The sequence below is a fragment of the Candidatus Poriferisodalis sp. genome, from assembly GCF_965198245.1.
GTDB lineage: Bacteria > Actinomycetota > Acidimicrobiia > Acidimicrobiales > Poriferisodalaceae > Poriferisodalis.
Window position 1 is genome coordinate 3,461,662 of the sequence record NZ_OZ240249.1, and the last position, 24,979, is coordinate 3,486,640.

A 24,979-nucleotide genomic window follows, 5' to 3' on the forward strand; every position below is an offset into this window, starting at 1 on the left:
GGGCGACCCCCAAGATCTAGCGGCCCGTTTCGGCGGCGAGTTCGTGCCGTCGCACCTTGCCCAGGGCGTTTCGGGGCAGCGCGGCGATCCGGTGCGTGCGGCGGGGCCGCTTGTAGTAGGCGAGGCGCTCGCCCACGAAGTCCTTCAGCTCGTCGTTACCGAAGTCCCGCTCGGCGACCACGTACGCCACCACCACCTCGCCCCACTCCGGATCGGGCTCGCCGCACACAGCGCACTCGATCACATCGGGGTGGGAGGCGATGACCTCTTCGACCTCCCGGGGGTACACGTTGAAGCCGCCACAGATGATGAGCTCCTTGGCGCGACCGACGATCTGCAGGTAGCCGTCATCCCATTGGCCAAGGTCGCCAGTTCGGAACCAGCCGTCGGTGAATGACTGGGCGTTGGCGTCGGGCCGCTCCCAGTAACCCGAGAACACGTTGGGACCTCGCACCAGGATTTCGGTGGCTTCATCGGCAGACGCCTGGTCGGTGGCCGGGACAGCATCGAGACGTACTTCCACCCCCGGCAGCGGAAAGCCGACGGTGCCGGCCCGACGCGGCTCGTCGTAGGGGTTGGACACCAGCATCACCGTCTCGGTCATGCCGTAACGCTCGATGACATGCTGACCGCTGGCCTCCCGCACGGCATCGTGCAGCTCGGCGGGCATGGGCGCCGAGCCCGAAACGCACAGTCGTAGTGCCGACAGTTCGGCTGCCCTCCGCGAGTCCACCAGCCGGGAGTACATCGTCGGGACGCCGAAGAAAAGCGTGGCTTGGTGCTCGGCAATCGCATCGAAGACGGCGTCCGGCTCAAAGCTCGGTTGCAGCACCGCCCGAGCCCCAACGGTGAGCGTTCCGTGCACTCCGACACCGAGACCGTGCATGTGAAACAGCGGCAGCGTTAGCACCAGAACGTCATCGTGCGTCCAGCGCCACGCCAGCTCCAGCGCTCGCACCGATGCCAGCAGGTTCGCGTGGCTGAGAACCGCACCTTTGGGACGCCCCGTCGTACCGGACGTGTATCCGATCAGTGCAGGGTCGGCGGGCTGGCGCAGACGGGCCTCTGCAAGCAGGTCGAGATCAGCGTCCGCTGCGCCACTCTCGAGATCGGCCACGTCAAAGTCGCCGACCAATACGGCCGGATCGGCCGAAGCGATCCACTGCTCCCACTCGCCGGAGCTGCCGACGCCCTCCACTAAAGCAGCGGTGGGACAGCAGTCGGCCACCACGCCGCGCACCTCGTCGGCCCGGAAGGCACCGTTCAGCGGGACCACCACCGCACCCATCCCCATCAGCGCAGCGTGTGCCGCGACGAGCCGAGCTGAACTCGGTCCGCTCATGAGCACCCGGTCACCGGGCACGATGCCTACACCAGCCAAACGCCGAGCGACATCCTGGGCGCGTTCAGACAGCTGGGCGCCGGTCACCCAGCCATCGTGCGAATCCCACACCACCGTGCGCTGCGGATCGGACGACCATCGGTCCAGCCACACCGCAGGCAGGGTCCCGCCCGCAGTGAGATCTACGTCGGCAGCACTGCGTCCGGGCGGCAGATGCCTAGACCACTGAGACGCGTGCCCACTGGGTTCTTGACGAATGCGCCGCCCGAGTTGAGCTGACATGGAGCACCCCCAACGGGATTCGAACCCGTGCCGCCACCTTGAGAGGGTGGTGTCCTTGGCCGCTAGACGATGGGGGCTGGTTGCGATGCGACTCGCCAGCATATCCACCGCCCGATTCGTCCCTATTTCTCGTCGACTGGCGGCCAGATCTCGGTGTCAGGATGCAAGCCGTACCAGGCGAACCAGAACGACTGTGACGACACGATGCGCGGCAGCCTGATGTCGACACGGTTGCGTCCGTCAAGACCGTTGACGAGCAACTGGTCGTGCAGCACACCTTGAGGAGCCACTTCGACTGGGGCTCGGTGTCGCCACGCTGCGGCCGGTACTCCTTCAACGTCCGCTGCGCTGTAGACCCTGGCTCCGCCCTGGTTCGGCACGATCACCAGCGGTTCGGTTCCGAGAACAAACACGAACGGGTCCCGGGCCTCGAGCGCAGTCAGGCCGAGCGCCAGAGCATGGCCGTTGCGGTCGATCGTGACCACTTCGTCCTTGAGTGCGAAAACCGCGGGCGTCTCGAACGTCGGGAACCAGAGGTCTTCGCTGGAGTAGTACGTGCGGTAGGCCGCGCCCGGCGTGTAGTCGTAGGCGATCGGCGGACGCTCGGGCATCTCGGGGTAGTACGTCGGCGGGGGTGTGTCGAGCGTGAACGTATCGGGATGGTCGGCGAGCCAGTCCGCCCAGCGCACGGTGGCGACCGGGTACTGCTCCAGCTTCGTGCCCTCCAGCGGGCCGGCGAACGCGGTGCCCGAGAGGTGGTTCCACAGGCTCTCGGTCTCGTTGTCGATCATGATCTTGTTTGAGTCCATCAGCAGGCCCGATGTCTGGAACGTGAGCTCGTCACCGTTCGGGAGCCGTCGGTCGAACATGAGCGCTGTCAAGCACAGCGTGCAGTAGCCGAGCGCCACCGGCACGCCACCGACGACGTCGTTCAGCAGCTCATGGCGTGCAAGGAAACGCACCGGATAGGCCCCGGCCTCGCCGCCGATCACGACGCCGAGCACCAGCTCTTCGGGAGTCATGAAGTCCGCCTCGGCAGGTGTCAGCCGCTCGGGGTTGTTCAGCTCGGGAATGCCGCCACGGCGCACACCGCCCCACTGGATGGCGCCCAGCTTCACCCGGTCGGTGACCTGCGCCAACAAGTCTTCGTACTGGTACTCGACGTACGCATACAGCACCCGTTTCCAGATCTCGTAACCCTCACCAGGATCGATGCCATTCGTGCGATACCACGAGCCGTACCTGACGTAGTCGGAGCTGAAGTCCTGGGTGCTCTCGATGCCGGTGAGCGTCTGCAGCGCCCGCATCGATGCCAGCGTGACGTCCTGCGTGCCGCCGAAGCGCATGACGTCCAGGATCCACGGCACCCAGCGCTGTTCGCCGCTCAGGCCCATCTCTCCTGCGATATTGGCTGCAAACGCCGTGTTCGGCAGCTCCAGGAACTCGTCGATTTTCTCGAGCAGGGTGAGCTCGAGAAACGGCCGCCCGTCCTCGGTGCCGGGAAAGAACGGCTCCGTCGTCGTCGGCGGCACTGTGTCAGTGGGCGCAGTGTCCGAGGGTGCAGTCTCGATTGGCGCAGCCTCGACTACCTCTGAGTCGTCGACCACGTCGACGCCGGACGGGGCCAGCGTGGTCGTGGACTCGGCGACCGATGCGCCGCCGGGGTCCTCCTGCGAAGTCGAGCACGCGGCGACGAGCACGCTCACGGCCACGGCCACGCAGATCAGCTTTCGCATATGGCCGGCGAGCCTATGGCAGGGCTTCGCTGCGCCACAGTCGGGCTTGTTGGACTAGAACGACGCTCGGGATGCGCTGCCGCGGCTGCGGCACACCGAAGGGGGAACTGACATGGACAACGGGCTGAGCGCCGACGCGATACCTGACAACCCGGCGGGCTATGTGTGCCTGACGTTCGATTTCGACGGACCGTCGCTGTGGATAGCCCGTCGCCAAACCACACCGACCCCCATCTCGCGGGGCGAATTCGGAGCGGTTGCCGTGCCCCGGATCCTGAAGCTGCTGGCGCGCCACGACATCGGCTGCACGTTCTTCATTCCCGGTCATTCCATCGACACCTACCCCGACGCCGCCCGGATGGTCGTCGACGCCGGCTGCGAAGTGGGACTGCATGGCTACGCCCACGAGTACAACCCCCGGCTCAGCGAGGAGGAGGAACGCGCCATCCTCGAGCGGACCTTCGCCCAGATCGAGACGCTCACCGGTGCGCCGCCGAAGGGCTACCGGGCACCGTCAGGAGACCTCAATCCGTGGACGGTCGACCTGCTCACCGAATTCGGCCTCAGCTACGACTCGTCGCTCATGGGCCATGACTACGCCCCCTATTGGCTGCGCACCGGTGACCGATTCCCAACCGATGGGCCCATGGAGTTCGGCGAGCAGATCGACCTGGTCGAGCTCCCGTTCAGCTGGCACCTCGACGACTACGTCCACCTCGAGTTCGTTACCTTCAAGAACACGATCCTGACCGGGCTCGAGAACCCCGGCGCAATGTTTGACGGGTTTCTTTCGGATGTGAAGTGGATGGTGAGCGAAGTCGGGCATGGCGTGTGCACGGTCACGTTCCACCCCCAGGCGATTGGGCGGGGCGGGCGTCTGTACGAGATGGAGCGATGGATCGAACAGATGACCGATCTCGGCGTGAGCTACGCCCGCATGTGCGATGTCGCGGAGTCCTGGCGGGCAGGTCGCCAACTCGGCATCGAGTAGCCAGAACTGTCGCAGCGACCTACCAGTCGGTGCCATCGAGCATGCGGCTGATCAGCATCTTCTGAACCTCAGAGGTGCCTTCGTAGATCTGGTACACCCTCACGTCGCGGTAGATCTTCTCGACCGGGTAGTCGGCCAGGTACCCGTAGCCGCCATGGATCTGGATGGCCTTCGAGGCCACTCGCTCGGCCATCTCCGACGCGAACAGCTTGGCCATCGAGGCCTCCCGGGCGCACTCGAGACCTTGGTCGCGCATCTGGGCGGCGTGCAGGTAGAGCTGCCGGGCAGCCTCGATCTGGGTCGCCATCTCGGCCAAGGTGAATGAGATGGCCTGGTGCTCAATGATGGGACGCCCGAAGGTCTCCCGTTCCTGGGCGTACTCGTAAGCGGCCCGCATCGCAGCTCGCGCTCCGCCGGTGGCCTGGGCAGCCACGCCGATGCGACCCAGCGAGAGGTTTCCCAGCGCGATGCCGAGGCCGCGACCGGGCTCGCCGAGCACGTCTGCGGCCGGCACCCGCATATTCTCGAAGACCACTTGGCAGGTGTCATTGGTGCGGTGGCCGAGCTTGGTCTCGGTGGCGATCACCTGGTAGCCGGGATTGTCGGTCGGAGTGACGAACGTCGTGATGCCCCGCTTGCCGGCTGCGGGGTCGGTCACCGCCACGATCATCGCTAGATCGGCGCTGGAGCCTGCGGTGATAAAGGCCTTGTGGCCGTTCAACACGTACTCGTCACCGTCTGCAGTGGCCCGCGTCCGGATCGCCGCTGCGTCTGAACCGGTGTGCGGCTCAGTGAGGTGAAAGCAGCCCAGCCACTCACCGCTCGTAAGCTTGGTGAGGTAGTCGCGGCGCTGCTGATCGGTTCCGGACTGCTCGATCGCCGCAGCCACGGGCGAGTTGTTCGCCGCCATCATGTTGCTGATCCCGCCGTCGGCAGCTGAGATCTCCTCGATGGCCAACGCGTACGACACGAAATCGGCGCCCGCACCGCCCCAGCAAGGATCGATCATCACGCCCATGAGCCCGACGCCGGCCATCTGCCGGAACAGCTCCCGAGGCGCTCCCCCATCGTGATCCCACGCTGCCGCAAAGGGAGCGATCTCGCGCTGGGCGAAGCTCCGCGCCACGTCGCGAATCTGTTGCTGCTCCTCAGTCAACTGCACTGCGCCCTCCCCGAAGCGGGCTCCCCGTGGTGGGGTGCATCGTGGCCAAGGCACCGCTGTCCCGCGGCGACCTAACGTACCGCCATGGGTGAACGCATCTCAGAAGCTGGATTCGATCTCGATCAGGTGGACCGTCTGCTCACGACCACGAGGGCCGTGCGCAAGCGGCTCGATTTGGACCGCTGGGTCAGCGACGAACTCATCTTCGAGTGCGTCGATCTCGCGGAACAAGCGCCCACGGGCGGCAACGACGCAAGCCGTCGCTGGATGGTGATCCGGGACCAGGAGCTCAAGAACCAGCTCGGGGAGCTGTACGCAGAGGTCGGCACCATCTTCATCAACGCACGCGGGCGTCTCGACGGCACCGGTCACCCCAAGGAGCACATCGTCAGCTCCAGCGCCTACCTCGTCGAGAACTATGCGAAGGCGCCGGCGCTGGTCATGCTCGCGATCTGGGGCATCCACGACAACAGCGGCCGGCCGGGGCTGTTCGACAGCGCCATCGGGTCGGCTTGGAGCTTCAATCTGGCCCTGCGTTCCCGCGGTCTCGGCACCGCCTACGCCACGATGCTCAACAACAAGCCCGACGAGGTGGCCGAGCTGTTGGGCATGCCGCCGGGCCTGACCACCCTTGTGTGCTTCCCGGTGGCCTACACCAAGGGCACCGAGTTCTCGCCAGCACCTCGGCGACCGGCGAGCGAGATCACCTACTTCGACCAGTGGGGCTTCACTCGCCAGCGGCCGAGCGCCGACGGCACAGCCAGGGTCACCGACGGTCAGGGCGTCGTCGTGGAGGTCGACACCGATGCACGTCCTCGAGCGGTGTGGGAGGTCATCTCCGACATCAACATGCCAGCCGAGTTCTCCGAGGAGTTCCTGGGTGCCGAGTGGACATCCGACGGCCCTGTCGGCGTCGGATCCACCTTCAAGGGCCGCAATTCCATTCCGGATGTGTTCGACTGGCAGACCGACTGCATCGTCACTGCCTGGGAGGAACGCACAGCATTCGAGTGGCGGGTGACTGACACCGAGACCCCTGGCGCGGTGTGGCGTTTCGACCTCGCTGAGCAGGGCGGGGGTAGCAGGCTTCGGTTCTCGATGCTGATCGGCCAAGAGAACAACGGCACCGTTCCCATCGCACTCCGTGATCCGGCGAAAGAGCAGCGAGTGCTGAACCGGCGCCGAGAGACCCTCCGAGCCAACATGCAGCGCGTCGTCGAAGGCGTCAAGGCCATCGTCGACGGCGAGTGAGGCCGAGGGCTGCGCTCAGACATCACAGCATGAACGCGAGAGGGCCGGCGGGCTGATGCCCGCCGGCCCTCTTCGTTGACCGTTCGGTCAACTAGGGAATCAGATGCAGCGCCTGCCTAGCGGCAGCCGCCGTTGTCCTTGTCCCAAGCGCAGTTCGTGGACTTGCCATTGACGTCCACGACGTCACCGACCTGGTTCCAAGTCTGCACGGTGGCGTCGAACTGGCTGAAGTCCGAACCCTCGACGAAGTACGCATCAGCGTTGCCGTTGAGCTGGGTGATGATGCCGTCGAGAAGCATCGGGTGGTAGACGTCGATCGAACGCACCGCCAGGATGAAGTTCGTTCGGTTCAGACCGCCCGGAAGATCAGCCGCAATGCGCAGCGCCTCGCCGTACGGATAGCCGTAGGTATAGCCGATGGCGTACAGCGACACCTTCGAGTCCAAGCCACCCGCCTCGAGATTAGCGTTCACGAACGACATGAACGGCTCATCGACGAACTTCGGATCGGTGGAGTCCTTCGACCCGCCGCCGATGATCCACCAGTTATTGGCGAAGTCGCCAGCCGGCTTCATGTAGGCCTCGATGCCCTTGCACACCGACGGCGTGAACAGCGCGCCGCCCTTGGCGTTGATGTCGTCGTACAGGCCGCTCTGACCGGCTTCCTGGATGGCCAGCAAGCACGGGTTGCCCGCCGTCATCGAGATGAACACATCAGGCTCGAACGCCAAGATGGTCGTCATCTCGTTGGTCAGCGTCGGCGCAGCCGGGTCGTGACGCACCGGCAGGTACTCGCTCACCACGTCGGAGTTGGCACCTGCCCACTCCTCGAAGCCGAGCTCGTAGGCCAGACCGAAGTCGTTGTCCATCACCAGACCGGCAACCTTCACCGGCAGCAGATCCCCCAGGTTCTCCTTGATCCAAGCACCCCACAGGATCGACTCGGTCGAGTACGACATCTGCATGATGGTGGTCCACGGGTGGTTGACAGGGTCGCCCCAAGCTGGGTGGCCGGTCATCACGAACGGGTGCGGGATGCACTCCTCGTTGATCTTGTCGTACACCGCCAAGGTGTTCGGCGAGCCCAGCGTCAGGATCGAGAACACGTTCTCCGCCTCGATCAGCTCGTCCACGAACTCGATCGTCTGAGCGGCCACGTAGGCGTCGTCCTTGACGATCAGCGTCAAGTCACGGGAAGAGTCGCCGACCATGATCGGGTCGTTGTCGTTGATCCAGTTGAAGTAGTTCTCCCAGCCATACGCTATGTTGCCGTACGCAGCCAGGTTGCCCGACTGGGCCGTGGTGTGGCCGATGCGGATCTGCGAGTCGGTGATGCCTGTCGTGTCCGACCAGTCGTCGGGGCAGGCACTCATGTCGATCTCGAAGCCCGCAGGGCCGCGCAGGATGCCGTCACCACCGGGTTCGAGGCCTGTGGTGTACTCACCCGACTCGAGCTTCTCCGTGATCGTTGCCACTGTCTTGGCGCGGCGAGCAGCAGCCTCTTCGAAGATGCCATCGAGGGTGGAGCGATCAAACATCATCTCCTCCTCTTCGGCCATCTCCTCTTCGGCCATCTCCTCTTCGTCATCCTCGCCGGCAACTGCCGCCTCGATCTCTTCCTCGGCCGCGGCGCCGCCGAGAGCACCAGTGGCGCCCTCGTCTTCTTCCTCTTCGGCCATCTCCTCCTCTTCCATCGCCTCGTCTTCGCTTGCCGCGGCGGTGGTTTCGGTCTCTGTCTCGCCGGCTCCGCCATCATCCGCGTCGTCATCGCCGCCGCCGCACGCAGCGGCAACAAGCGAGAACGCGAATAGCAGGGCCAGCAAGCGCCACATTCGACGCTTGGTCATGTTGTCTCCCCCTTCGGTTACAAAAGACAAACCGGAAACGGAATCGCACAGAAACCGGACCGGTCGAGAGTGACGCTAGTTCTCGGCGTTGAGCCGGTCACCGGAGGTCTCATGTCAATTCTGCGACGATTTCGATTCCGCGACCTCGTCTCGGCACGCGCAAGGGCCGGCGGACTGTTGCCCGCCGTCATCGAGATGAACACATCAGGCTCGAACGCCAAGATGGTCGTCATCTCGTTGGTCAGCGTCGGCGCAGCCGGGTCGTGACTCACCGGCAGGTACTCGCTCACCACATCGGAGTTGGCGTGCGCCCACTCCTCGAAGCCCTCAGGGCCGCGCAGGATGCCGTCGTCACCGACGCCGTACTTCCCCGCCTCGATCTGCGCAGTCAGCGTTGCAACAGCCTTGGCGCGACGAGCTGAGGTGCGTCAATCTCGCGACGATTTCAAGCGCGCGTTCGATTTCCGGGAGAACGGGGAGCCTGCACCTCGCGGCGTCGTGTGAACATCCCGACAAGTCCCCGGGGGAAAATGAACGTCAGCGCCACCAGCAGCACACCGAATACGAACTGCTCCTCATCGAGCAGGCTCAGGAATTCGCCGACCGGACCGAGCCCGCTCACGCCGCCGAGGAGCTCGCCGATCCTCGAGAAGACCTCCCGGATGGCAACGCCGAGCACTGAGCCCCACAGCGAGCCCAATCCGCCGAGCACGGCAGTGGCATACAGCACCAAGGATTCCTGGAACGGATATGACTCCTGCGAGGTGAACGGCACGAGCACGATGCCAAGGGCTCCTGCGAGGCCAGCCAGGGACGCGCTCACCGCAAACGTATTGACCCTAGTGGCCACCAGGTTGACGCCGTACACAGCCGCGGCCGTGTCGTTGTCCCGAATTGCACGCATCGCCCGACCCGGCCGACTGTTGACGACGTTGTGCGTCACCCACATCGCCAATGCCACGATCGCCAAGCAGATCAGGTAGCGATACAGCCCCTCAGCCCAGCGACTCGTGCCGAACCACTCTGGTGGCACCATTTCGGCGCCCACCGCGCGGCCACTGACGCCCCCCGAGAATGCAGGGACGCGCTTGGCGAGCGGCTGGAACACGATGGCAAGCCCGAGGGTCACGAGCGCGAGGTGGATGCCCTTGATGCGCAGGGCCGGGAGGCCGACCAGCGCACCGACTGCGCCCGCAACAGCGGCCCCCGCGAGGATTGAGAGGAGCCATGGCAACCCCATGTCGTCAACGGCGTATGCCGCAGCGAACGAACCGACCGCCACGAAGACCCCATGACCCAGGCTGATCATGCCGCCATAGCCCGTGGCGATATTCACGCCCAGCACCGCAAGGACCATGATCACGATCTGAGTGTTCTGCCGCAATTCGGTCACCGTGCTGGTCAGCGGCATCACGATCAGCCACGCTCCTGCCAGCAGGGCGCCGATCCAGCTGAGCGGGCTCATCCGCCGACGCCCCGGGAGCGCTTGCGATGGGTCCTTTGGGAAACCGTCCGTTACAACTCCAACGCTGGGGGGTACTGGCTGCTCATGTACGGCTTGGGACGCGCCGGTCGCCGCTTGCTCCGCCTCCCCCGGTGGGGCAAACACCGCAAAGACGCTGGCATCGGAACCCGAGACCTCATCGTCGTCGCCCGGGCGAGGCAACGGCGTCGGCCACCCGTCGCCGCTCACACCCGCTCGATCTGCTGAGTGCCGAACAAGCCGGCCGGTCGCACAATGAGCACGACAACCATCGCGACCAGTGCGGGCAGCACGCTCAGCTCGAAGCCGATGAATGGGACATATGCGGGGATGAGCGTTTGACTCAGACCGATGATCACACCGCCGATCAGCGCCCCCTTCGGCGAGTCCAACCCTCCGAGGGTGGCGGCTGCGAAGGCGTACACCAGCACCCGCACCATCATCGTGGGCTCGAGCAACACTGAGTTGGCGCTCATATTCGCCGCGATGGCTCCGAGCCCTGCCGCCAGTGCCCATCCATACATCAGCGTGGGTCCGACGCGGATCCCGTTCAGCGCCGCCGACTCTGCATCAATCGAAACTGCCCGGAACGCGAGGCCAGCCCGCGTGTAGCGCAAGAGCAAGGCCAGCAGTGCCAACAGCGTCAGCAGCACGAGCCACGCTCCGACCGTCGAGAATCGAAGCCGGGCCCCAGCGATGCCGAAGTGGTCGTCGGGAGAGGACGGGAAGAACGTCGGGAAAACGCGCGGCCCGGTTCCCCACCATTGCCCCATCAGCGAATTCAGCGCCAGCAGGATGCCAATGGTGACGTTTACGAGCGCTAGCTCCGGTGCGTCTCGCAGTGGCCGAATGAGCACACGCTCGGTCGCAGCTCCGGCCGCGATGCCGATGATGACAGCAACGGCGATCGCCAACGGAGTAGCCAGCGGCGCCCCGAACCATGACGCCAGCCCGCCCCCGGTGACGCCGGGTGCCGCCCCGGCGAGCAGGACGAAGGCGACATAGGCCGAGAAGGTGGCCATCTCGCCCTGGGCGAAGTTCAACAGTCCGGTGGACCGGAAGATGATGACCAGCGCCAACGCCAATGATGAGTAGATGGCGCTGTTGAACAGGGCGTCGAAGATTCGCTGCAGCAGCAGAGCTAGATCCATCTCAGCTGCTCAGCCTTCCTCGGTTCTTGGCTGTCACCTGACTCGACACCCTTGCCGTCGCCTGGCCCATGGCCCGATAAGCCGCCGCTCGGAGAAGCAGCCCGGCGCGTCGCCCGACAGCGATCCCCACGATGCCCAGCAACCCAGCGGCGGCGTGAGGTTCGCCGCTGAACTCTTGCTACGCCGAGGTGCCGACGTCTTCAGGTTCGGGGGCGGGGGCAGACTCAGTCTTGGGCTCAGCGAAGACGAAGTACCGCAGCCCGACGACAACCAACACTGCGATGGAAATGACGCTCAACACCAGCGCGAGCATGCTCTGCGTTGGCCACCCGACCAGCCAGAAGCCAACCGGCGTCTCTGAAGCGTCGATGGCAGGTCGTGCGATCTCGCACAGCTCGGCGACCGACATGGAGCTGATCTCGCCTTCCGGCAAGGTGGCGCAGAAATCGCCAGCCGTACCCACGAAGTCCTTCGACTTCCGGGCCTCGTTGACAAGAGGAATTGCGGGGACCGTCCTACCGTCAGGATTGACCGCCACAGCCTCTCGAGCAAGGTGCCCGACGTGGTGGGCTCGCAGCGCGATGTTCAAGGCCAAGGTCTTGATGTACGCAAAACTCAGGACGCCGATCACACCGGCCGTCGTGGCTTGCGAGATCACTGCAGCTGCGTTTTCGCCACGTCGGCCGGACTTGGCCGCCCGAAGCTCGTTCATCGACACAAACACGACGATCGGTGCGAGCACGACGATGCCGAATCGAAGCGCAAAGGCCAGCGTGCCGAGAATCAGGTTGTCGACGTTCATCAGCACCCAGCCGATGACCAGCAACACGGGGCCGAGCACGGCGAACCGAAGCGCCCACGTCGCTCGAGTTGACGACGGCCCTGGATCCAGATCATCAAGCGATGCGATGGGGTCACCATCCGGTGTCAGCGGAACAACGTGGATGATCTTCTTCTGGACCGCCGTCACCATGGAGGCAATGCCGCCGGGAGCGAAGAAGGTGAACAAGATGAGGATCAGGCCGAAGATGGCAGCCGACAGCGGGCCATCGCCATCAAGTGTGTAGAAGCCCAGCGGGATCGAAATGCGCTTCGTGAGGTCTCGTACCCACACAACGAACAGGCCGCCGAACACTGATCCTTGCAGGGTGCCGACACCGCCGATCACCAAGCCGATGATCAGGTCGATTGCCAGCAGGAAGGTGAAGTCCTGGCCAGCCACGAAACCTTTGTCCAAGCACCACATGAGGCCCGCCAGCGAACCGAGCGAGGCGCTCAGCGCGAAGTTCACGGTCTTGTACAGCGGCAAGTTCACGCCGTACACAGCAGCACCGGATTCGTTGTCACGAATGGCAAGGACTGCTCTGCCGGGCCGGCTTCGCATGATGTTGCGGACCAGCAGCAGCGCCATCACGACGATGACCAGCAGGATCCAGTAGCGATACGCATTGGCGCCGCGAGCGCCGTCGACACCCGGCAGCCACTCGAAGAAGCTGGAGAAGCCGGACTCTTGCCGGTCGACTTCCTCGGCGACATCTCGCCCGTTTGGTCCACCGGTGCGACGTGCGATGCCCAATTCGTCGATGTTGACGAGCGTTGGGAACACGGCTGCCTGCGCGATGGTGACCAACGCGAGATATAGACCTTTCACGCGGAGTGCCGGCAGACCGACGATCACCCCGATGGCAAATCCAACGACCAGGACGACCGGGATGATCATCCAGTAGTCCCAGAGCTCGTCTTGGACCATCGAGGCCGCGACGAATGCGCCGATGCCCATGAACGCCGAGTGGCCCAAAGCGAGCATGCCGTTGAACCCGACGACCAGGTTGACAGCAAGAACTGCGACCATCAGCACGAGTGCGCGGTTCATCTTGCCGATCTCGAACGGCTGCAGCACGAGCGGCACAAGGACCGCCAGCGCAATGGCGTAGCCCCAGCTCAGGAACTGCCACTGACGGTGCTGCGTGCTCCCCTTGGAAACGATGAGCAGTGGTGAACTCATACCTCAGCAACTCCCCTTGGGTCGTTGAGCTAGACGCGCTCGATGCGGCGGGTTCCGAAGAGCCCCGCGGGACGGAACAGCAGAACGATCAGGATCAGCAGGAATGCCATTGCCAGCTGCAAGATCGAGAAATAGGCCTGGCCCATCACAACGACGCCGAACCACGAGACCAGCACCGCCTTGATGAGCCCGACCAATAGGCCGCCGATCACTGCGCCGCCGAGGCTGTCAAGCCCGCCGAGTGCTGCGGCAGCCAATGCGTAGATCAGGATGGTCAGCATCATGTTGGGGTTGACACCGCCCAGCGCGGGTGCGACGAGTGCCGCACCAAGCGTGCCGAACACCGATGCCAGCGCCCAGCCGAAGCCCAGCGTGCGGCCGGTGTTGACACCCACGAGCCGGGCAGACTCGGCGTTGGACGACACCGCCCGGAACGCAAGCCCAGCCTTGGTCTTGCCCAGGATGATGGCGAGAGCGACCAGCGCCAGCGCCAGGGCGACCCACGTGCCGATCGTGCGGTAGTGCAGGCGAGCGCCGAGCACTTCCCAGAATGTCCGGCCGACCATGTCGCAGGTCTCTGCATCGATAGTGCCCGGTGCGACTTCCCGCAAGACACCCTCGGCGTCGGGGGCGCAGTTAATCATCCCGTCGCTTGTTGTCTTGAGTTCGCTGCCGTTGGGCACCCAGCTCGGGAATGCGCCAAACGGATCGTTCACACGGCGCACCTGGTAGTTCCAGATATCGCCCGCTACGGCGTTGATGATCAAGAACAAGCCCAGCGTGATGAGCACCACCGGAAGGTGGTCGTCGGGGTCGAAGGGTCTGACGAGCGCTCGCTCAACTGCGGCGCCGATTGCGGCGCTCACGAGCATCGCCACCAGGATCGACAGCCACAGCCACCAGCCCCGCTCGATGTTGAGCACATACACAAAGAACGCGCCGAGCATCGCCAGCTCGCCGGTGGCGAAGTTGATCAGCGTCGTCGCCTTGAAGATCAGCACCAGCGCCAGCGCTACCGCGCCGTAGACGGCACCATCGCGAAGGCCGTTGAAGATGAAATCCGGGAGAATGTCGAAGTTCCAGTTCACGGTCTGATCCAGTCCCTTCGCGTCAAGCGCCCAAATACGCTTCCTGCACTGCAGGATCGTTCTTGAGCTGATCGGCGAGTCCATGCAGAGCGATCTCGCCGCTCTCGATCACGTAGCCGTAGTCGGCCATGTCCAAGGCCAGATTGGCGTTCTGCTCGACGAGGAGCATCGTCAACCCGGTCTCCTTGTTCAACTGGGCGAAACGCTCGAACAGGTCCTCAATGATGAGCGGAGCCAAGCCCAGCGATGGCTCATCGAGCAGCAGCAGCCTCGGCCGGCACATCAGTGCCCGGGCCACCGCCAGCATCTGCTGCTCGCCGCCGGAGAGCGAGCCGGCGAGCTGCTCGCGTCGCTCTTCCAGCCGGGGGAATATCTCGAACCAACGATCAATGTCGACGTTGACCTCGTTGTCCCTGCGGGTGTAGGCGCCGATCTTCAGGTTGTCCAAGACGGACAGCTCGGGGAACGTGCCTCGACCTTGTGGCACGTGCGCTACGCCTCGCCGTACGATGTCGGCCGTCTTGGACCGCGAGATGTCGTCGCCTTCCATCAAGATCGTGCCGGACGTCGTGCACATGTTGCACACTGCGCGCAGCGTTGTCGTCTTGCCCGCACCGTTGGCGCCGAGGATCACCACGACGTTCCCTTCGGGCACTTCGAAGTCGAGGCCACGCAGCACCTCGACCGCGCCGTAACGCGCGTGGAGGTCCTCGACCTTCAGCATCATCTCTGTCATGAAGAGCTCCCCAGATACGCCTCGATGACCTCCGGGTCGTTGCGCACGACATCGGGGTGACCTTCAGCGATCTTGCGGCCGAAGTTGAGCACGACGAGGTGCTCGCTGATGTTGAGCACCATGCGCATGTGGTGCTCGACAAGCAGGACCGACAGGTTATGCCGGTCACGAATGTCCTTGATGTCCTGGGCGAGCGAGTCGACTTCTTGGTGGGTGAGTCCTGATGCGGGCTCGTCCAGCATGATGAGACGCGGATTCGAGATCAGCGCCCGGGCCAGTTCGATGCGCTTGAGCGTGCCGAAGGGCAGGCCCGCGGCGGGGTTATAGGCGTACTGCTCAAGGCCGAGTTCCTCGAGCACATCCCAGGCTCGCCGACGCAGATCTGTCTCTTCGCTGCGGGTGCCGATGCGGAATGCACCCGTGAAGAAGTTCGCCTTGGTGGCGGTGTGATCGCCCACCATGACGTTCTCGATCACTGTCATGCCGCGCCAGAGCGCCAGGTTCTGGAACGTCCGGTACACACCCACACGGCTGATCTTGTGCGCCGGCATCGCCAGCAGGTCGTGCCCGTCGAACGTCACAGAGCCGGTCGTCGGGTCGTAGATCCGGCTGACCACGTTGAACAGGGTGGTCTTGCCGGCGCCATTCGGTCCGATGAGCCCGAGGATCTGTCCTTCGTCCAGAGTGAAGGACAAATCGTCAAGCGCGCGGATGCCGCCGAACTGCACGGAGATGTCTGAGACTTCGAGCAACGCCACGCGCTGAACCCCCTCCGGTCCGAGCCGATCAGGAGACCGGCCGCAGGCAAGTTATCAGGTCGGCTCGGCTTCGTGAGTTTCCGTATGGAGCCCCATGCGGGCCACGCCAGCGGGTGATGCTAAGCCGCCAACGCGCAACAAGTGCAAATCGGGTCGGGAACGCCGCCGACGCCGTAGTGCGCCCGTCTCGACGAGTGCTCAACGGCCGAGGGGTGCCCGCAGTCGCCTGGTTCGGGGAGGAGGACTCGAACCCCCAATGACTGGACCAGAACCAGATGTGTTGCCAATTACACCATCCCCGAAGACGTACACAGGCTAGCGCTGCGGACATTTGCGCAGCCCGGGGATTTCTTCGTGGATCGACTCAGCGAGCGAGCCTCGCGTGCGCTGCGACGAGACGTGCGAGCGTGACGTCTCGACCGAGCAGCACGAGCGATTCGAACAACGGAGGACCCACGGCACGGCCGGTGATCACAACGCGCACTGGTGCCTGGGCCTTGCCCAGCTTCAGGCCGAACTCCTCGCCAATCCCTCGCAGCGCGGCATGCAATGTCTCGGCGTTCCAATCCGCCTCAGAAAATACGGCACGCGCGCGGTCGAGGATGTCACCTGCCGGCGGAGCCATTGCGGCAGCCCAGTCGTCAGGATCGATCTCGGGTTCGGCGAAGAGGAACGCAATGCGGTCGGGGGCGTCGGACAGCAGTCGCGTGCGCTCGCGGATCAACGGGGCAACGTCGCTCAATGCCGCTGCGTCGAGATGAGTTCCCCAGGGCTCGGCGAGCACCCACGGCCCGATCGCAGCAGCGAACCCTGCGTCGTCAAGCGAACGCAGATACTCGCCGTTGATCGCAGTGAGCTTGTCCATGTCGAACATGGCGGGCGCCGCATTCACGTCGGCAAGATCGAACAACTCGACGATCTCGGCGAGCGGTCGCACCTCGGTTCCATCGGGCGGGCCCCAGCCCAGCAGCGCGAGGTAGTTCACCATGGCCGCCGGCAACACGCCCCGGTCGCGATAGCTGGTGAGCGACACGTCATCGCGTCGTTTCGAGAGCTTCTTTCGCTGCTTGTTGACGATGAGCGGCAGGTGGGCGAATGTCGGCACATCGGTCGCGCCCAGCGCAGCTCGCAGCAGCAGCACCCTCGGTGTCGTGTTCAGCAGATCCTCGCCTCGCACAACATGCGTGATGCCCAGATCGAGGTCGTCCACGGCGTTGGCGACGAAGAACGTCGCGCTGCCATCGCTGCGTCTGACGACGAAATCCTCGATCGAAGCGTTCGGGAACTCGACGCGACCTCGCACGATGTCGTCAAAAGCCGTCACGCCGTCTTCGGGAACCGAGAATCGGACCGCACCCTCATCGAGGTAGGCCTGCCCTGCGTCGAGCCAGCGCGCCACGGCAGCGTCATAGAGGGCGCCGCGTTCGCTCTGGCGGACCGGCTCGCCATCAAAATCGAGCCCGAGCCAGTCGAGCATCTCGATGATCTGGTTGATGTGGGCGGTCGTTGCGAGTTCCGCGTTGGTGTCTTCGATACGCAGCACCAATTCGCCGCCGCAGTGACGGGCGTAGAGCCAGTTGAACAACGCCGTACGAGCCGTGCCCAGATGCGGCAGCCCTGTGGGTGCGGGCGCGAATCGCAGCCGGGGCCGCACGGGCACCGACATGCCAGCTGATGGTGTGCTCACCGCAGACACGGGGCCACCCGAAGACGTGGGTCGTGAGCGCTCGAGGCGCCGCTCAGCACTGGCCGGTGCCGCAGTTTGGGTCGCTCGAATCGACCCAGCGGCCCACCGGCCTGCCGGCCATCGCGAGGAGGCGCTGCAGCGGCGGCGTGGACAGATCGATCGGGAGCACCTCGAGGCCCGGCCAGACCCGCACGCTGGGTGCTGCTGCGAGCACTTGGTCCACCAGCAACTCATCGAGCCCGGCGCCGGCGCTGATTGCTTGCTGCAGGTCGTAACCCAAGATCGTCAGCTCCACAACTCGAGTCCACAGCAGCTCGCGCAGCCGGGGGCTGAAGCCAGCACCGGCATCGAGCCCGGCTGCTACAGCGAGCACCGTGCGGACGCTCTCGATGACCGGCTGCGTCGGATCGGGACGATCGGCGCTGCGAGTGCCGAAACCGAGCCCGGTACCCGCGGCAGGCGTGGGGAGCTGCACCGGAGGCGGTGTTGGCTGGCCGCTCATCTGGGCCGCGGCTACCAAGTTCCCATCGGCTGCGCAGGCCAGCAGGTCAGCCACCGTGTAAGCGCCCAGCGGCGGTGCCAGTGGCATGGGAATGTGCTCCCACGCAGGCAGTCGCATCCGCGCAGCGAAATCGGTGCACGCCCGGCGGTGCAACCGCAACAGCTCGCGGTCGGTCTGCGCCGGCAGAGTCGAGTTCGGGGGTGGAGTGGTGGTCTGGGCGTTCGTCATCTGGACCATGAGTTTCTCAGTCGGTTCTTTGGCGGCCAGCGTTTTCGGTTCGTTGAGTGCCCGCCCGAGCCCTGCGCTCACGCATCTGGATCTCGCGTCAAGCCGAGGGCATCGGATTCGTAGCGGCGTCTGATCTCTGCGGGCGCCAGAGCGAGTACCTCTGTCGAGACGCAGGCGACCAGCTTGCGCACGTGGTTGTAGTGGTGTGCATCGGCTGCACCCTCGAAGAGTGCCTCACGGCGCGCAACCAACGCCGCCGGGGGGTGCTGGTCGAGGTAGCCAAAGGCCAGGTACCCCGCCTCGAGGTCCCACACGACCGGCGCTCGCCTGAAGATCGAGGCACGCTTGAGCGCCACCGCCACACAGCCGGTGTCCACGTCGCGACGATCCTCGCCGTCGGCGAGGTACACCCGGTCGTCGAACAGATGAACCAGCCCGTACGCGTAGCCCTGGTCGGGCCCCTGATGTCCCCGCAACGCCCCCGTGGGCTGACCAGCGGCAAGGTCGCCGGGACGTGCGGCCTTCCAGCGTCGGGGCGTCACCTCTGGAGAGGAGTACGCGCGGACCTCCGAAAGCGGTCCGACCCGGACGTGGCGTGGCGCAGCCATTGCCGCGCAGTCTAGGAAGTCACGGCGGGAGCGACCGTGGTCAGCACCTGCCGCCTCGACCGCTACCCGCTTGCGTCCTCACCCTGGCGGTGGCGCATCAGGGCATAGATGAGCGAGTCGCGCAGAGCCAGCCACGACGCCTCGATGATGTTCTCCGAAACGCCGATGGTGGTCCACGTCGTCTCGCCGTCGGTGGAGTCGATGAGCACCCGTGTGACCGCTTCAGTGCCGCGATCGGCGTCCAGCACACGGACCTTGTAGTCAGTCAGGCGTACCGAATCGAGCTCCGGGTAGTCGTTGCGCACCGCCTGCCGGAAGGCGTTGTCGAGGGCATTCACCGGGCCGTCGCCCTCGCCGACGGTGACCCGACGCTCGCCGCCCACGATGATGCGCAGCGTCGCCTCCGTATCGAATTCGGCCTCGCGGCCCCGCTCAACGAGCACCTTGAACGATTCAACGTTGAAGTACTCGAACGTCTGCCCAGCGGCCCGGCGCAGCAGCATCTCCAACGAGGCGTCGGCGACCTCGAAGTGGTAACCGACGTGCTCGAGCCGCTTCAGCTCGTCCACGACACCCGACATCGCCGCCTTGTCGATCTCGATGCCGAGCTCGGCTGCCTTCAATTCCACCGACGCCCTCCCCGACAGGTCTCCGAGAAGGAACCGGGTGCTGTTGCCGACAGCGGCGGGGTCGACGTGCTCGTAGCTGTCGGGTCGGCGAGCAATGGCACTCGTGTGCAGGCCCGCCTTATGAGCAAATGCCGAAGCCCCGACGTAGGGCTGCTGGTTCTGTGGAGGCATGTTCACCAACTCGGCCACGTGGTGCGCCACCGATGTGAAGCGGGTCAAGCACTCCTGCGGCACGGTCTCGATGCCCATCTTGAGTGTGAGATTCGGCACGAGCACCGTGTTGTCGCAGTTGCCCGTGCGCTCGCCGTAGCCGTTGACGGTGCCCTGCACGTGAGTTGCACCGGCGACGACACCCGCAACGGCGTTGGCTACCGCGCAGCCGGTGTCGTTCTGGGTGTGCATGCCGATCTGGACGCCTTCGAAGTGCTGGACCACATTGCGCACGATCGTGGAGACCTCATGCGGCAGCGAACCACCGTTGGTGTCACACAGCACCAGGCAGTCGGCGCCGTTGACCGCCGCTGCCTCCAGCACCGACAGAGCGAACTCGGGATTCCGCTTGTAGCCGTCGAAGAAGTGTTCCGAGTCGAAGAAGACGCGCAGCCCCTCCCCCTTCAGAAACTCCACCGAGTCGCCGACCATGGCGATGCCTTCGCTGAGCGGCTGCCGGAGAGCTTCGGTGACGTGATAGTCCCATGACTTGCCCACGATGCACACGGTGGAGGTTCCGGCCCCAACGAGCGCAGCCAGGGTCTGATCGTCGTCGACGCGGCCGCGGGGCCTTCGGGTCGAGCCGAATGCCACCAATGTCGCATGCTCCAGTTCGAGCTCATTGGCTGCCCGAGCGAAGAACTCCTCATCTTTGGGATTTGAGCCGGGCCAACCACCCTCGATCCAGTGAATGCCCAATGCATCGAGCTGACGGGCCACCTTGAGCTTGTCGTCGGGCGATACCGAGATGCCTTCGAACTGCACGCCGTCGCGCAGCGTGGTGTCGAAGATCTCGACCTTGGAAGGCCACGATGGGTCGCGCACTCCGGCCCGGTCCAGCGGTGCCGCCGAGCCTGGCTCACCGGCCGCGCCGCCTGTTCGGTTCGAACTCATGTCAGGCGTCATCCCTCCTCAACACCGGCCAGGATCGCCTTGGCGATCTCGTCGGTGCCGATATCGGGCACGGATTCATCGGCAACTACGGCGTCGCACGCCGCCCGAACCCGATCTGCGCAGTCTGCCTCTCCCAGGAACTCGAGCATGAGCACAGCTGAGAGAACTGCCGCAGTCGGATTCGCAAGACCCTTGCCGGCGATGTCAGGTGCCGATCCGTGCACCGGCTCGAAGAGCGACGGGCCCGTTCGGTCCGGGTTGAGGTTGGCCGAGGCCGCAAGCCCGATGCCACCCGCCACGGCGCCGCCGAGATCAGTGAGGATGTCGCCGAACAGGTTGTCAGTGACGATCACCTCGTAGCGGTACGGATCTTCCACGAAGTGAATGCAGGCGGCGTCGACGTGGCTGTACGCAGTCTCCACGTCGGGGTACTCGGCGGCGACCTCGTTGAAAGTGCGTTCCCACAGGTCGCCGGAGAACGTCAGCACGTTGGTCTTGTGGACCAACGTCAGATGACGGCGTTGGTGGGTGCGCGCCAGCTCGAAGCCGTATCGAATGGCGCGCTCGGCCCCCATGCGGGTGTTGACAGAGCCCTGCGTGGCGATCTCATGAGGTGTGCCCTTGCGCAGGAACCCGCCCTCGCCTGCATAGGTGCCCTCAGTGTTCTCGCGGATCACAGTGAAGCTGTGGCCGTCGGACAGGGTGAACGGGCGCAGGTTCACGTACAGATCCAGCTCGAAGCGGGCCTTCAACAACAGGCCGCGCTCAATGACGCCCGGCGGGACTTCCGGCGTGCCCACGGCGCCGAGCAGGATGGCGTCGAAGGTACGCAACTCTTCCAGGGTCTCGTCGTCGAGCACCGTGCCATCTCGCAGGTAGCGGTGACCGCCCAACTCGAACTCGGTCGTCGAGATGCCGGCGCCGGCGGCGCTAATCACATCGAGCGCGACCGAGATGACCTCGGGTCCAATTCCGTCTCCTCCGATGACTGCGATGCGATGAGTCACTGTGGTGTCCTTTGCCGGATCGTGTTGGCAAGCCTGCCGTCAACGCCTCAGGCACGCCCTGAGGCGCAATTGCGATGGTGAGTGTGCCCTGAGAAGCCCTCTGTAACCTCGCGCGGGTGCCCGAGATCCATCACATCTCAGCGGAGACCCATGATCGGCTGCAAGCCGAGTTCACCGATCTGACCGGTCGAGGTCGCATCGACATCGCAGCGCAGATCGAAACGGCCCGGCTGCTCGGAGACCTGTCCGAGAACGGCGACTACCACGCTGCCAAAGAGGAACAGGGGAAGATGGAAGGCCGCATCATGCGGCTGAAGTCGATCTTGGAGAACTGCGAGATCGTCGCCGGATTCGACGACAGCGCTGTAGCACCGGGCTTGGTCGTCTCTATTCGGTTCAAGGGTGACGATGAAGTCGAGCAGTTCCTCTTCGGTTCGATCGAGGAGCGCCGACCGGGCATCGAAGTCGTCTCGCCGGGCTCGCCGATGGGCCAGGCCCTCGAGGGCGCTCGCGCGGGTCAAACGGTCACTTATGAGGCGAATGGCAACCAGCTGAGCATCGAAGTCGTCGCGATCGAGGCCTGACAGCCGAACACGGATCACGGCGGTGCCCGATGCCGGACCGTTGCGGCAGAGTCCACCAAATCCAATCCTGAGTTCACAACGCCCAGGCAAACCCCACTATCAGCAGCAGCACAATCGACAGGTTGGCCGCGGCGTGCAGCACGACGGCGGACCACCAGCCGAAGCGGATGCGGACAATGCTCGCCAGCGCCCCGAACCACAGCTGCGGCAACACGACGAACGGGATCGCCAGGATCGTCGCGCCGGACCATGCAATGTCGTAGGGGGCGACGTGCGCCAGTCCGAAACAAGCAATCAGCAGCCAGATCGGCACGGCCGGCCAGCGCAGCAACAGCCGGTCGACACGGCGATCCAGTGAAGCGAGGACTCCGATGCGATCACTCAGCAGGTGCAATCCGACGCCGACACCGACGATCGCTAGATCGACGAGCAGCCGACCGGCGTAGCCGAGACGGGGGCCGTAGATGCCACTCAACGCGGCAACCGCAATGAAGATTCCGGGGAACAGCAAGAACGTCCGGGGCCGCTGCGCGAACGGCCATCGGACCATCGCTTCCTCAGCGATAGGGGCATAAACGATTGCCGAGACAGCGAAGATGAGTAGTGATGCATCCGCCTCGACAACCGATTCGGGCAATGTGAACCCGCTCCGCAGATCGCCGATGGCCAGCACGGCCCGGGAGACCATGAGCAGTGCCACCGCTCCGCCGAGTTCGATGGCGAGGAGGATGGCCAGCGCGCCGACCTTGTGCTGAGGCGAGTGGCATCGATGCCATTCGGGCCGTATCAACACCTTGGGGTTGAGATGACCCCAGAAGGAACCGCTGCACCGTTGCACGGCGGGGGCAGGTACAGGCGCCGCTCCGAATGGCGGCCGAACATCCACAGGCGCGAGGGCTGGGTGCGGATGGGGTCGCTGTTCCGGCGTCGCGGCGGAATCGACGCGCGGGGCCTGCGACGGCGAGATGGGTCGCGGACGGCGCCGGTCCCGGCGCTTCCGCCGAACAGGAGCACCGAGACCACCGTCGTTGAAGAAGATGGTGACCATTCCCCGAAGACGTTGACGTTTCGGGGGACCGCGGCGGACGGGCCGAACCGGCGGCGGCGGGGCTGGTCGCGGGCCTCGTGTCGGGGGACGCGACGTCGGCGGCGGGACAGGTCGCGGGCCCGATGCGGGGGGACCCCCGGGCGGTGGCGGGACAGGTCGCGGGGGTGGAGGCTCGTTCGTCACGAATGCGGGGCGTCAGGGCGAGAACCCGTCGGCGTCACGACTTTGGCACAACGTCCCGCCCACGCCGGAACGAGCCATGCAGGCGGCAGGTTGGAAGCGGCAACGCCACAGGCGCACACTGACACTGTGACAAACGCCGCAGCGGCAGGGCCGCGCACGCTCAGCGAGAAGGTTTGGGACCGCCACGTCGTCCGCAGCGGCGGCGGTCAGCCCGACCTCCTCTACATCGACCTGCACCTCATCCACGAGGTCACCTCGCCGCAGGCCTTCGACGGCCTGCGCATGTCTGGGCGTACTGTGCGACGTCCGGACCTGACCGTGGCCACCGAGGACCACAACGTCCCCACTGCCGATCTGCACCTGCCGATCGCCGATCCGATCTCGGCCAAGCAGGTGCAGGTGCTTCGAGCCAACTGCGAGGAGTTCGGCATCACCCTGTACCCGATGGGCGATCCCGGTCAGGGCATCGTGCACGTCATCGGCCCCGAGCAAGGGCTCACGCTGCCGGGCATGACCGTGGTCTGCGGCGACAGCCACACGTCGACACATGGCGCGTTCGGCGCGCTGGCGTTCGGCATCGGCACCTCGGAGGTGGAGCACGTGCTGGCCAGCCAGACGCTGCCCCAGGCCCGGCCTTCCACTATGGAGGTCTGCGTCGACGGCACCGCGCCGGCCGGTGTCACTGCAAAGGACATCGTGCTCGCGATCATCGGCCGGATCGGCACCGGCGGCGGCATCGGGCACATCCTCGAGTACCGCGGGTCCGCGATCCGTGCGCTGTCGATGGAAGGCCGGATGACCGTTTGCAACATGTCCATCGAGGCGGGTGCCAAGGCCGGCATGGTGGCGCCCGACGAGACCACCTTCGAGTACATGGCAGGTCGTCGGCATGTGCCAACCGGTGCCGACTGGGACGCAGCCGTGTCCGACTGGCGCTCGCTTGCCACCGATGACGGGGCAACCTTCGACCGTTCGGTCACCATCGACGCCGGATCGCTGCGCCCGCACGTGACCTGGGGCACCAACCCCGCGCACGTCATCCCGATCGACGGCGCGGTGCCTGCACCGAGCGACTTTGAGGACCCCGTCGAGGCCACGACTGCGCAGCGGGCGCTCGACTACATGGGACTCGCCGCGGGCACCCGGCTGTCCGACGTACATGTCGACACGGTCTTCATCGGCAGCTGCACCAATTCGCGCATCGAGGACCTGCGAGCTGCCGCAGCAGTCGCACGAGGGCGCAAGGTGGCCGACGGCGTCCGGACGCTGGTGGTCCCGGGCTCGTTCGCCGTCAAGATGCAGGCCGAGGCCGAAGGGCTCGATGCGATCTTCACCGAGGCTGGGTTCGACTGGCGCGAACCCGGCTGCTCTATGTGCCTGGCGATGAATCCCGACAAGCTCGCGCCCGGCGAGCGCTCGGCGTCGACGTCGAATCGCAACTTCGAGGGTCGGCAGGGGCGAGGCGGACGGACGCACCTGTGCTCGCCGGAAGTGGCCGCCGCCACGGCGATCGCCGGACGCTTTGTGACACCCGACGATCTCGCCTGAACGGCTGCTGCGACCCGCA

At 65.2% G+C, this 24,979-nt stretch carries 21 protein-coding genes and 2 tRNA genes; 5 read left to right on the top strand and 18 right to left on the bottom strand.

Annotated elements, in window-relative coordinates:
- Nucleotides 1–16 precede the first annotated feature (16 nt).
- The 3 genes from ACOCMM_RS15460 to ACOCMM_RS15470 form a co-directional block, all read right to left on the bottom strand.
- The gene (locus ACOCMM_RS15460; RefSeq protein WP_419554025.1) at nucleotides 17–1,495 is read right to left on the bottom strand and encodes a class I adenylate-forming enzyme family protein; all 1,479 of its coding nucleotides are present in this window, start codon (nucleotides 1,493–1,495) and stop codon (nucleotides 17–19) included.
- Nucleotides 1,496–1,628: 133 nt separating this feature from the next.
- Nucleotides 1,629–1,701, bottom strand: a tRNA-Glu gene (locus ACOCMM_RS15465).
- Nucleotides 1,702–1,746: 45 nt separating this feature from the next.
- A complete protein-coding gene (locus ACOCMM_RS15470) occupies nucleotides 1,747–3,360 on the bottom strand; it encodes a DUF3179 domain-containing (seleno)protein (RefSeq protein ID WP_419554026.1) in 1,614 nt (537 codons plus the stop codon).
- 112 nt (nucleotides 3,361–3,472) lie between these two features.
- Between ACOCMM_RS15470 and ACOCMM_RS15475 the strand changes: the two genes are divergently transcribed.
- Complete coding sequence (locus ACOCMM_RS15475; RefSeq protein ID WP_419554027.1) at nucleotides 3,473–4,351, top strand: polysaccharide deacetylase family protein; 879 nt, start codon at nucleotides 3,473–3,475, stop codon at nucleotides 4,349–4,351.
- Between the two features lie 19 nt (nucleotides 4,352–4,370).
- Here ACOCMM_RS15475 and ACOCMM_RS15480 read toward each other — a convergent pair whose 3' ends face one another.
- Nucleotides 4,371–5,513: an acyl-CoA dehydrogenase family protein gene (locus ACOCMM_RS15480; RefSeq protein ID WP_419554028.1), complete on the bottom strand. Its 1,143-nt coding sequence runs from the start codon at nucleotides 5,511–5,513 to the stop codon at nucleotides 4,371–4,373.
- Between the two features lie 84 nt (nucleotides 5,514–5,597).
- Here ACOCMM_RS15480 and ACOCMM_RS15485 point away from each other — a divergent pair, with 84 nt between their 5' ends.
- Complete coding sequence (locus tag ACOCMM_RS15485) at nucleotides 5,598–6,764, top strand: nitroreductase family protein (protein ID WP_419554029.1); 1,167 nt, start codon at nucleotides 5,598–5,600, stop codon at nucleotides 6,762–6,764.
- Nucleotides 6,765–6,880: 116 nt separating this feature from the next.
- Here the strand turns inward: ACOCMM_RS15485 and ACOCMM_RS15490 are convergent, their stop codons facing one another.
- Nucleotides 6,881–8,611, bottom strand: coding sequence for an ABC transporter substrate-binding protein (locus tag ACOCMM_RS15490; protein WP_419554030.1), 1,731 nt, complete (start codon nucleotides 8,609–8,611; stop codon nucleotides 6,881–6,883).
- Nucleotides 8,612–8,722: 111 nt separating this feature from the next.
- Here ACOCMM_RS15490 and ACOCMM_RS15495 point away from each other — a divergent pair, with 111 nt between their 5' ends.
- Entirely contained in the window at nucleotides 8,723–8,878 is a 156-nt protein-coding gene (locus tag ACOCMM_RS15495; protein WP_419554031.1) for a hypothetical protein, read from the top strand.
- A 178-nt stretch (nucleotides 8,879–9,056) separates the two neighbouring features.
- On the opposite strand, the gene ACOCMM_RS15500 is transcribed toward ACOCMM_RS15495, so the two are convergent.
- The 12 genes from ACOCMM_RS15500 to ACOCMM_RS15555 form a co-directional block, all read right to left on the bottom strand.
- Nucleotides 9,057–10,076 carry a branched-chain amino acid ABC transporter permease gene (locus ACOCMM_RS15500; protein ID WP_419554032.1) on the bottom strand — a complete coding sequence of 340 codons (1,020 nt, stop codon included), beginning with the start codon at nucleotides 10,074–10,076 and terminating at the stop codon, nucleotides 9,057–9,059.
- 224 nt (nucleotides 10,077–10,300) lie between these two features.
- Entirely contained in the window at nucleotides 10,301–11,245 is a 945-nt protein-coding gene (locus ACOCMM_RS15505; protein ID WP_419554033.1) for a branched-chain amino acid ABC transporter permease, read from the bottom strand.
- A gap of 178 nt (nucleotides 11,246–11,423) precedes the next feature.
- Nucleotides 11,424–13,250, bottom strand: coding sequence for a branched-chain amino acid ABC transporter permease (locus tag ACOCMM_RS15510; protein ID WP_419554034.1), 1,827 nt, complete (start codon nucleotides 13,248–13,250; stop codon nucleotides 11,424–11,426).
- A gap of 29 nt (nucleotides 13,251–13,279) precedes the next feature.
- The gene (locus ACOCMM_RS15515; protein ID WP_419554035.1) at nucleotides 13,280–14,338 is read right to left on the bottom strand and encodes a branched-chain amino acid ABC transporter permease; all 1,059 of its coding nucleotides are present in this window, start codon (nucleotides 14,336–14,338) and stop codon (nucleotides 13,280–13,282) included.
- A 22-nt stretch (nucleotides 14,339–14,360) separates the two neighbouring features.
- Nucleotides 14,361–15,074 carry an ABC transporter ATP-binding protein gene (locus ACOCMM_RS15520; RefSeq protein WP_419554036.1) on the bottom strand — a complete coding sequence of 238 codons (714 nt, stop codon included), beginning with the start codon at nucleotides 15,072–15,074 and terminating at the stop codon, nucleotides 14,361–14,363.
- Nucleotides 15,071–15,832 (bottom strand): ABC transporter ATP-binding protein, encoded by a 762-nt coding sequence (locus ACOCMM_RS15525; RefSeq protein ID WP_419554037.1) that lies wholly within the window; start codon nucleotides 15,830–15,832, stop codon nucleotides 15,071–15,073. Before ACOCMM_RS15525 ends, ACOCMM_RS15520 begins: the two co-directional genes overlap by 4 nt.
- Before the next feature lie 227 nt (nucleotides 15,833–16,059).
- Nucleotides 16,060–16,134: transfer RNA gene (locus ACOCMM_RS15530), tRNA-Gln, on the bottom strand.
- Nucleotides 16,135–16,196: 62 nt separating this feature from the next.
- On the bottom strand, nucleotides 16,197–17,498 hold the full coding sequence (locus tag ACOCMM_RS15535) for a glutamate--tRNA ligase (RefSeq protein WP_419554038.1): 1,302 nt from the start codon (nucleotides 17,496–17,498) through the stop codon (nucleotides 16,197–16,199).
- 73 nt (nucleotides 17,499–17,571) lie between these two features.
- Nucleotides 17,572–18,258 carry a hypothetical protein gene (locus tag ACOCMM_RS15540; protein ID WP_419554039.1) on the bottom strand — a complete coding sequence of 229 codons (687 nt, stop codon included), beginning with the start codon at nucleotides 18,256–18,258 and terminating at the stop codon, nucleotides 17,572–17,574.
- A gap of 68 nt (nucleotides 18,259–18,326) precedes the next feature.
- Entirely contained in the window at nucleotides 18,327–18,857 is a 531-nt protein-coding gene (locus tag ACOCMM_RS15545) for a hypothetical protein (RefSeq protein ID WP_419554040.1), read from the bottom strand.
- 62 nt (nucleotides 18,858–18,919) lie between these two features.
- Nucleotides 18,920–20,590 (bottom strand): citramalate synthase, encoded by a 1,671-nt coding sequence (gene cimA, locus ACOCMM_RS15550; RefSeq protein ID WP_419554041.1) that lies wholly within the window; start codon nucleotides 20,588–20,590, stop codon nucleotides 18,920–18,922.
- A gap of 8 nt (nucleotides 20,591–20,598) precedes the next feature.
- Complete coding sequence (locus ACOCMM_RS15555; RefSeq protein ID WP_419554042.1) at nucleotides 20,599–21,597, bottom strand: 3-isopropylmalate dehydrogenase; 999 nt, start codon at nucleotides 21,595–21,597, stop codon at nucleotides 20,599–20,601.
- Nucleotides 21,598–21,713: 116 nt separating this feature from the next.
- Here ACOCMM_RS15555 and ACOCMM_RS15560 point away from each other — a divergent pair, with 116 nt between their 5' ends.
- Nucleotides 21,714–22,181, top strand: a complete 468-nt coding sequence (locus tag ACOCMM_RS15560; RefSeq protein WP_419554043.1) for a GreA/GreB family elongation factor — start codon at nucleotides 21,714–21,716, stop codon at nucleotides 22,179–22,181.
- A gap of 73 nt (nucleotides 22,182–22,254) precedes the next feature.
- Here the strand turns inward: ACOCMM_RS15560 and ACOCMM_RS15565 are convergent, their stop codons facing one another.
- Nucleotides 22,255–23,019 carry a hypothetical protein gene (locus ACOCMM_RS15565; RefSeq protein WP_419554044.1) on the bottom strand — a complete coding sequence of 255 codons (765 nt, stop codon included), beginning with the start codon at nucleotides 23,017–23,019 and terminating at the stop codon, nucleotides 22,255–22,257.
- A gap of 519 nt (nucleotides 23,020–23,538) precedes the next feature.
- Here ACOCMM_RS15565 and leuC point away from each other — a divergent pair.
- The gene (leuC, locus tag ACOCMM_RS15570) at nucleotides 23,539–24,960 is read left to right on the top strand and encodes a 3-isopropylmalate dehydratase large subunit (RefSeq protein ID WP_419554045.1); all 1,422 of its coding nucleotides are present in this window, start codon (nucleotides 23,539–23,541) and stop codon (nucleotides 24,958–24,960) included.
- Nucleotides 24,961–24,979 lie beyond the last annotated feature (19 nt).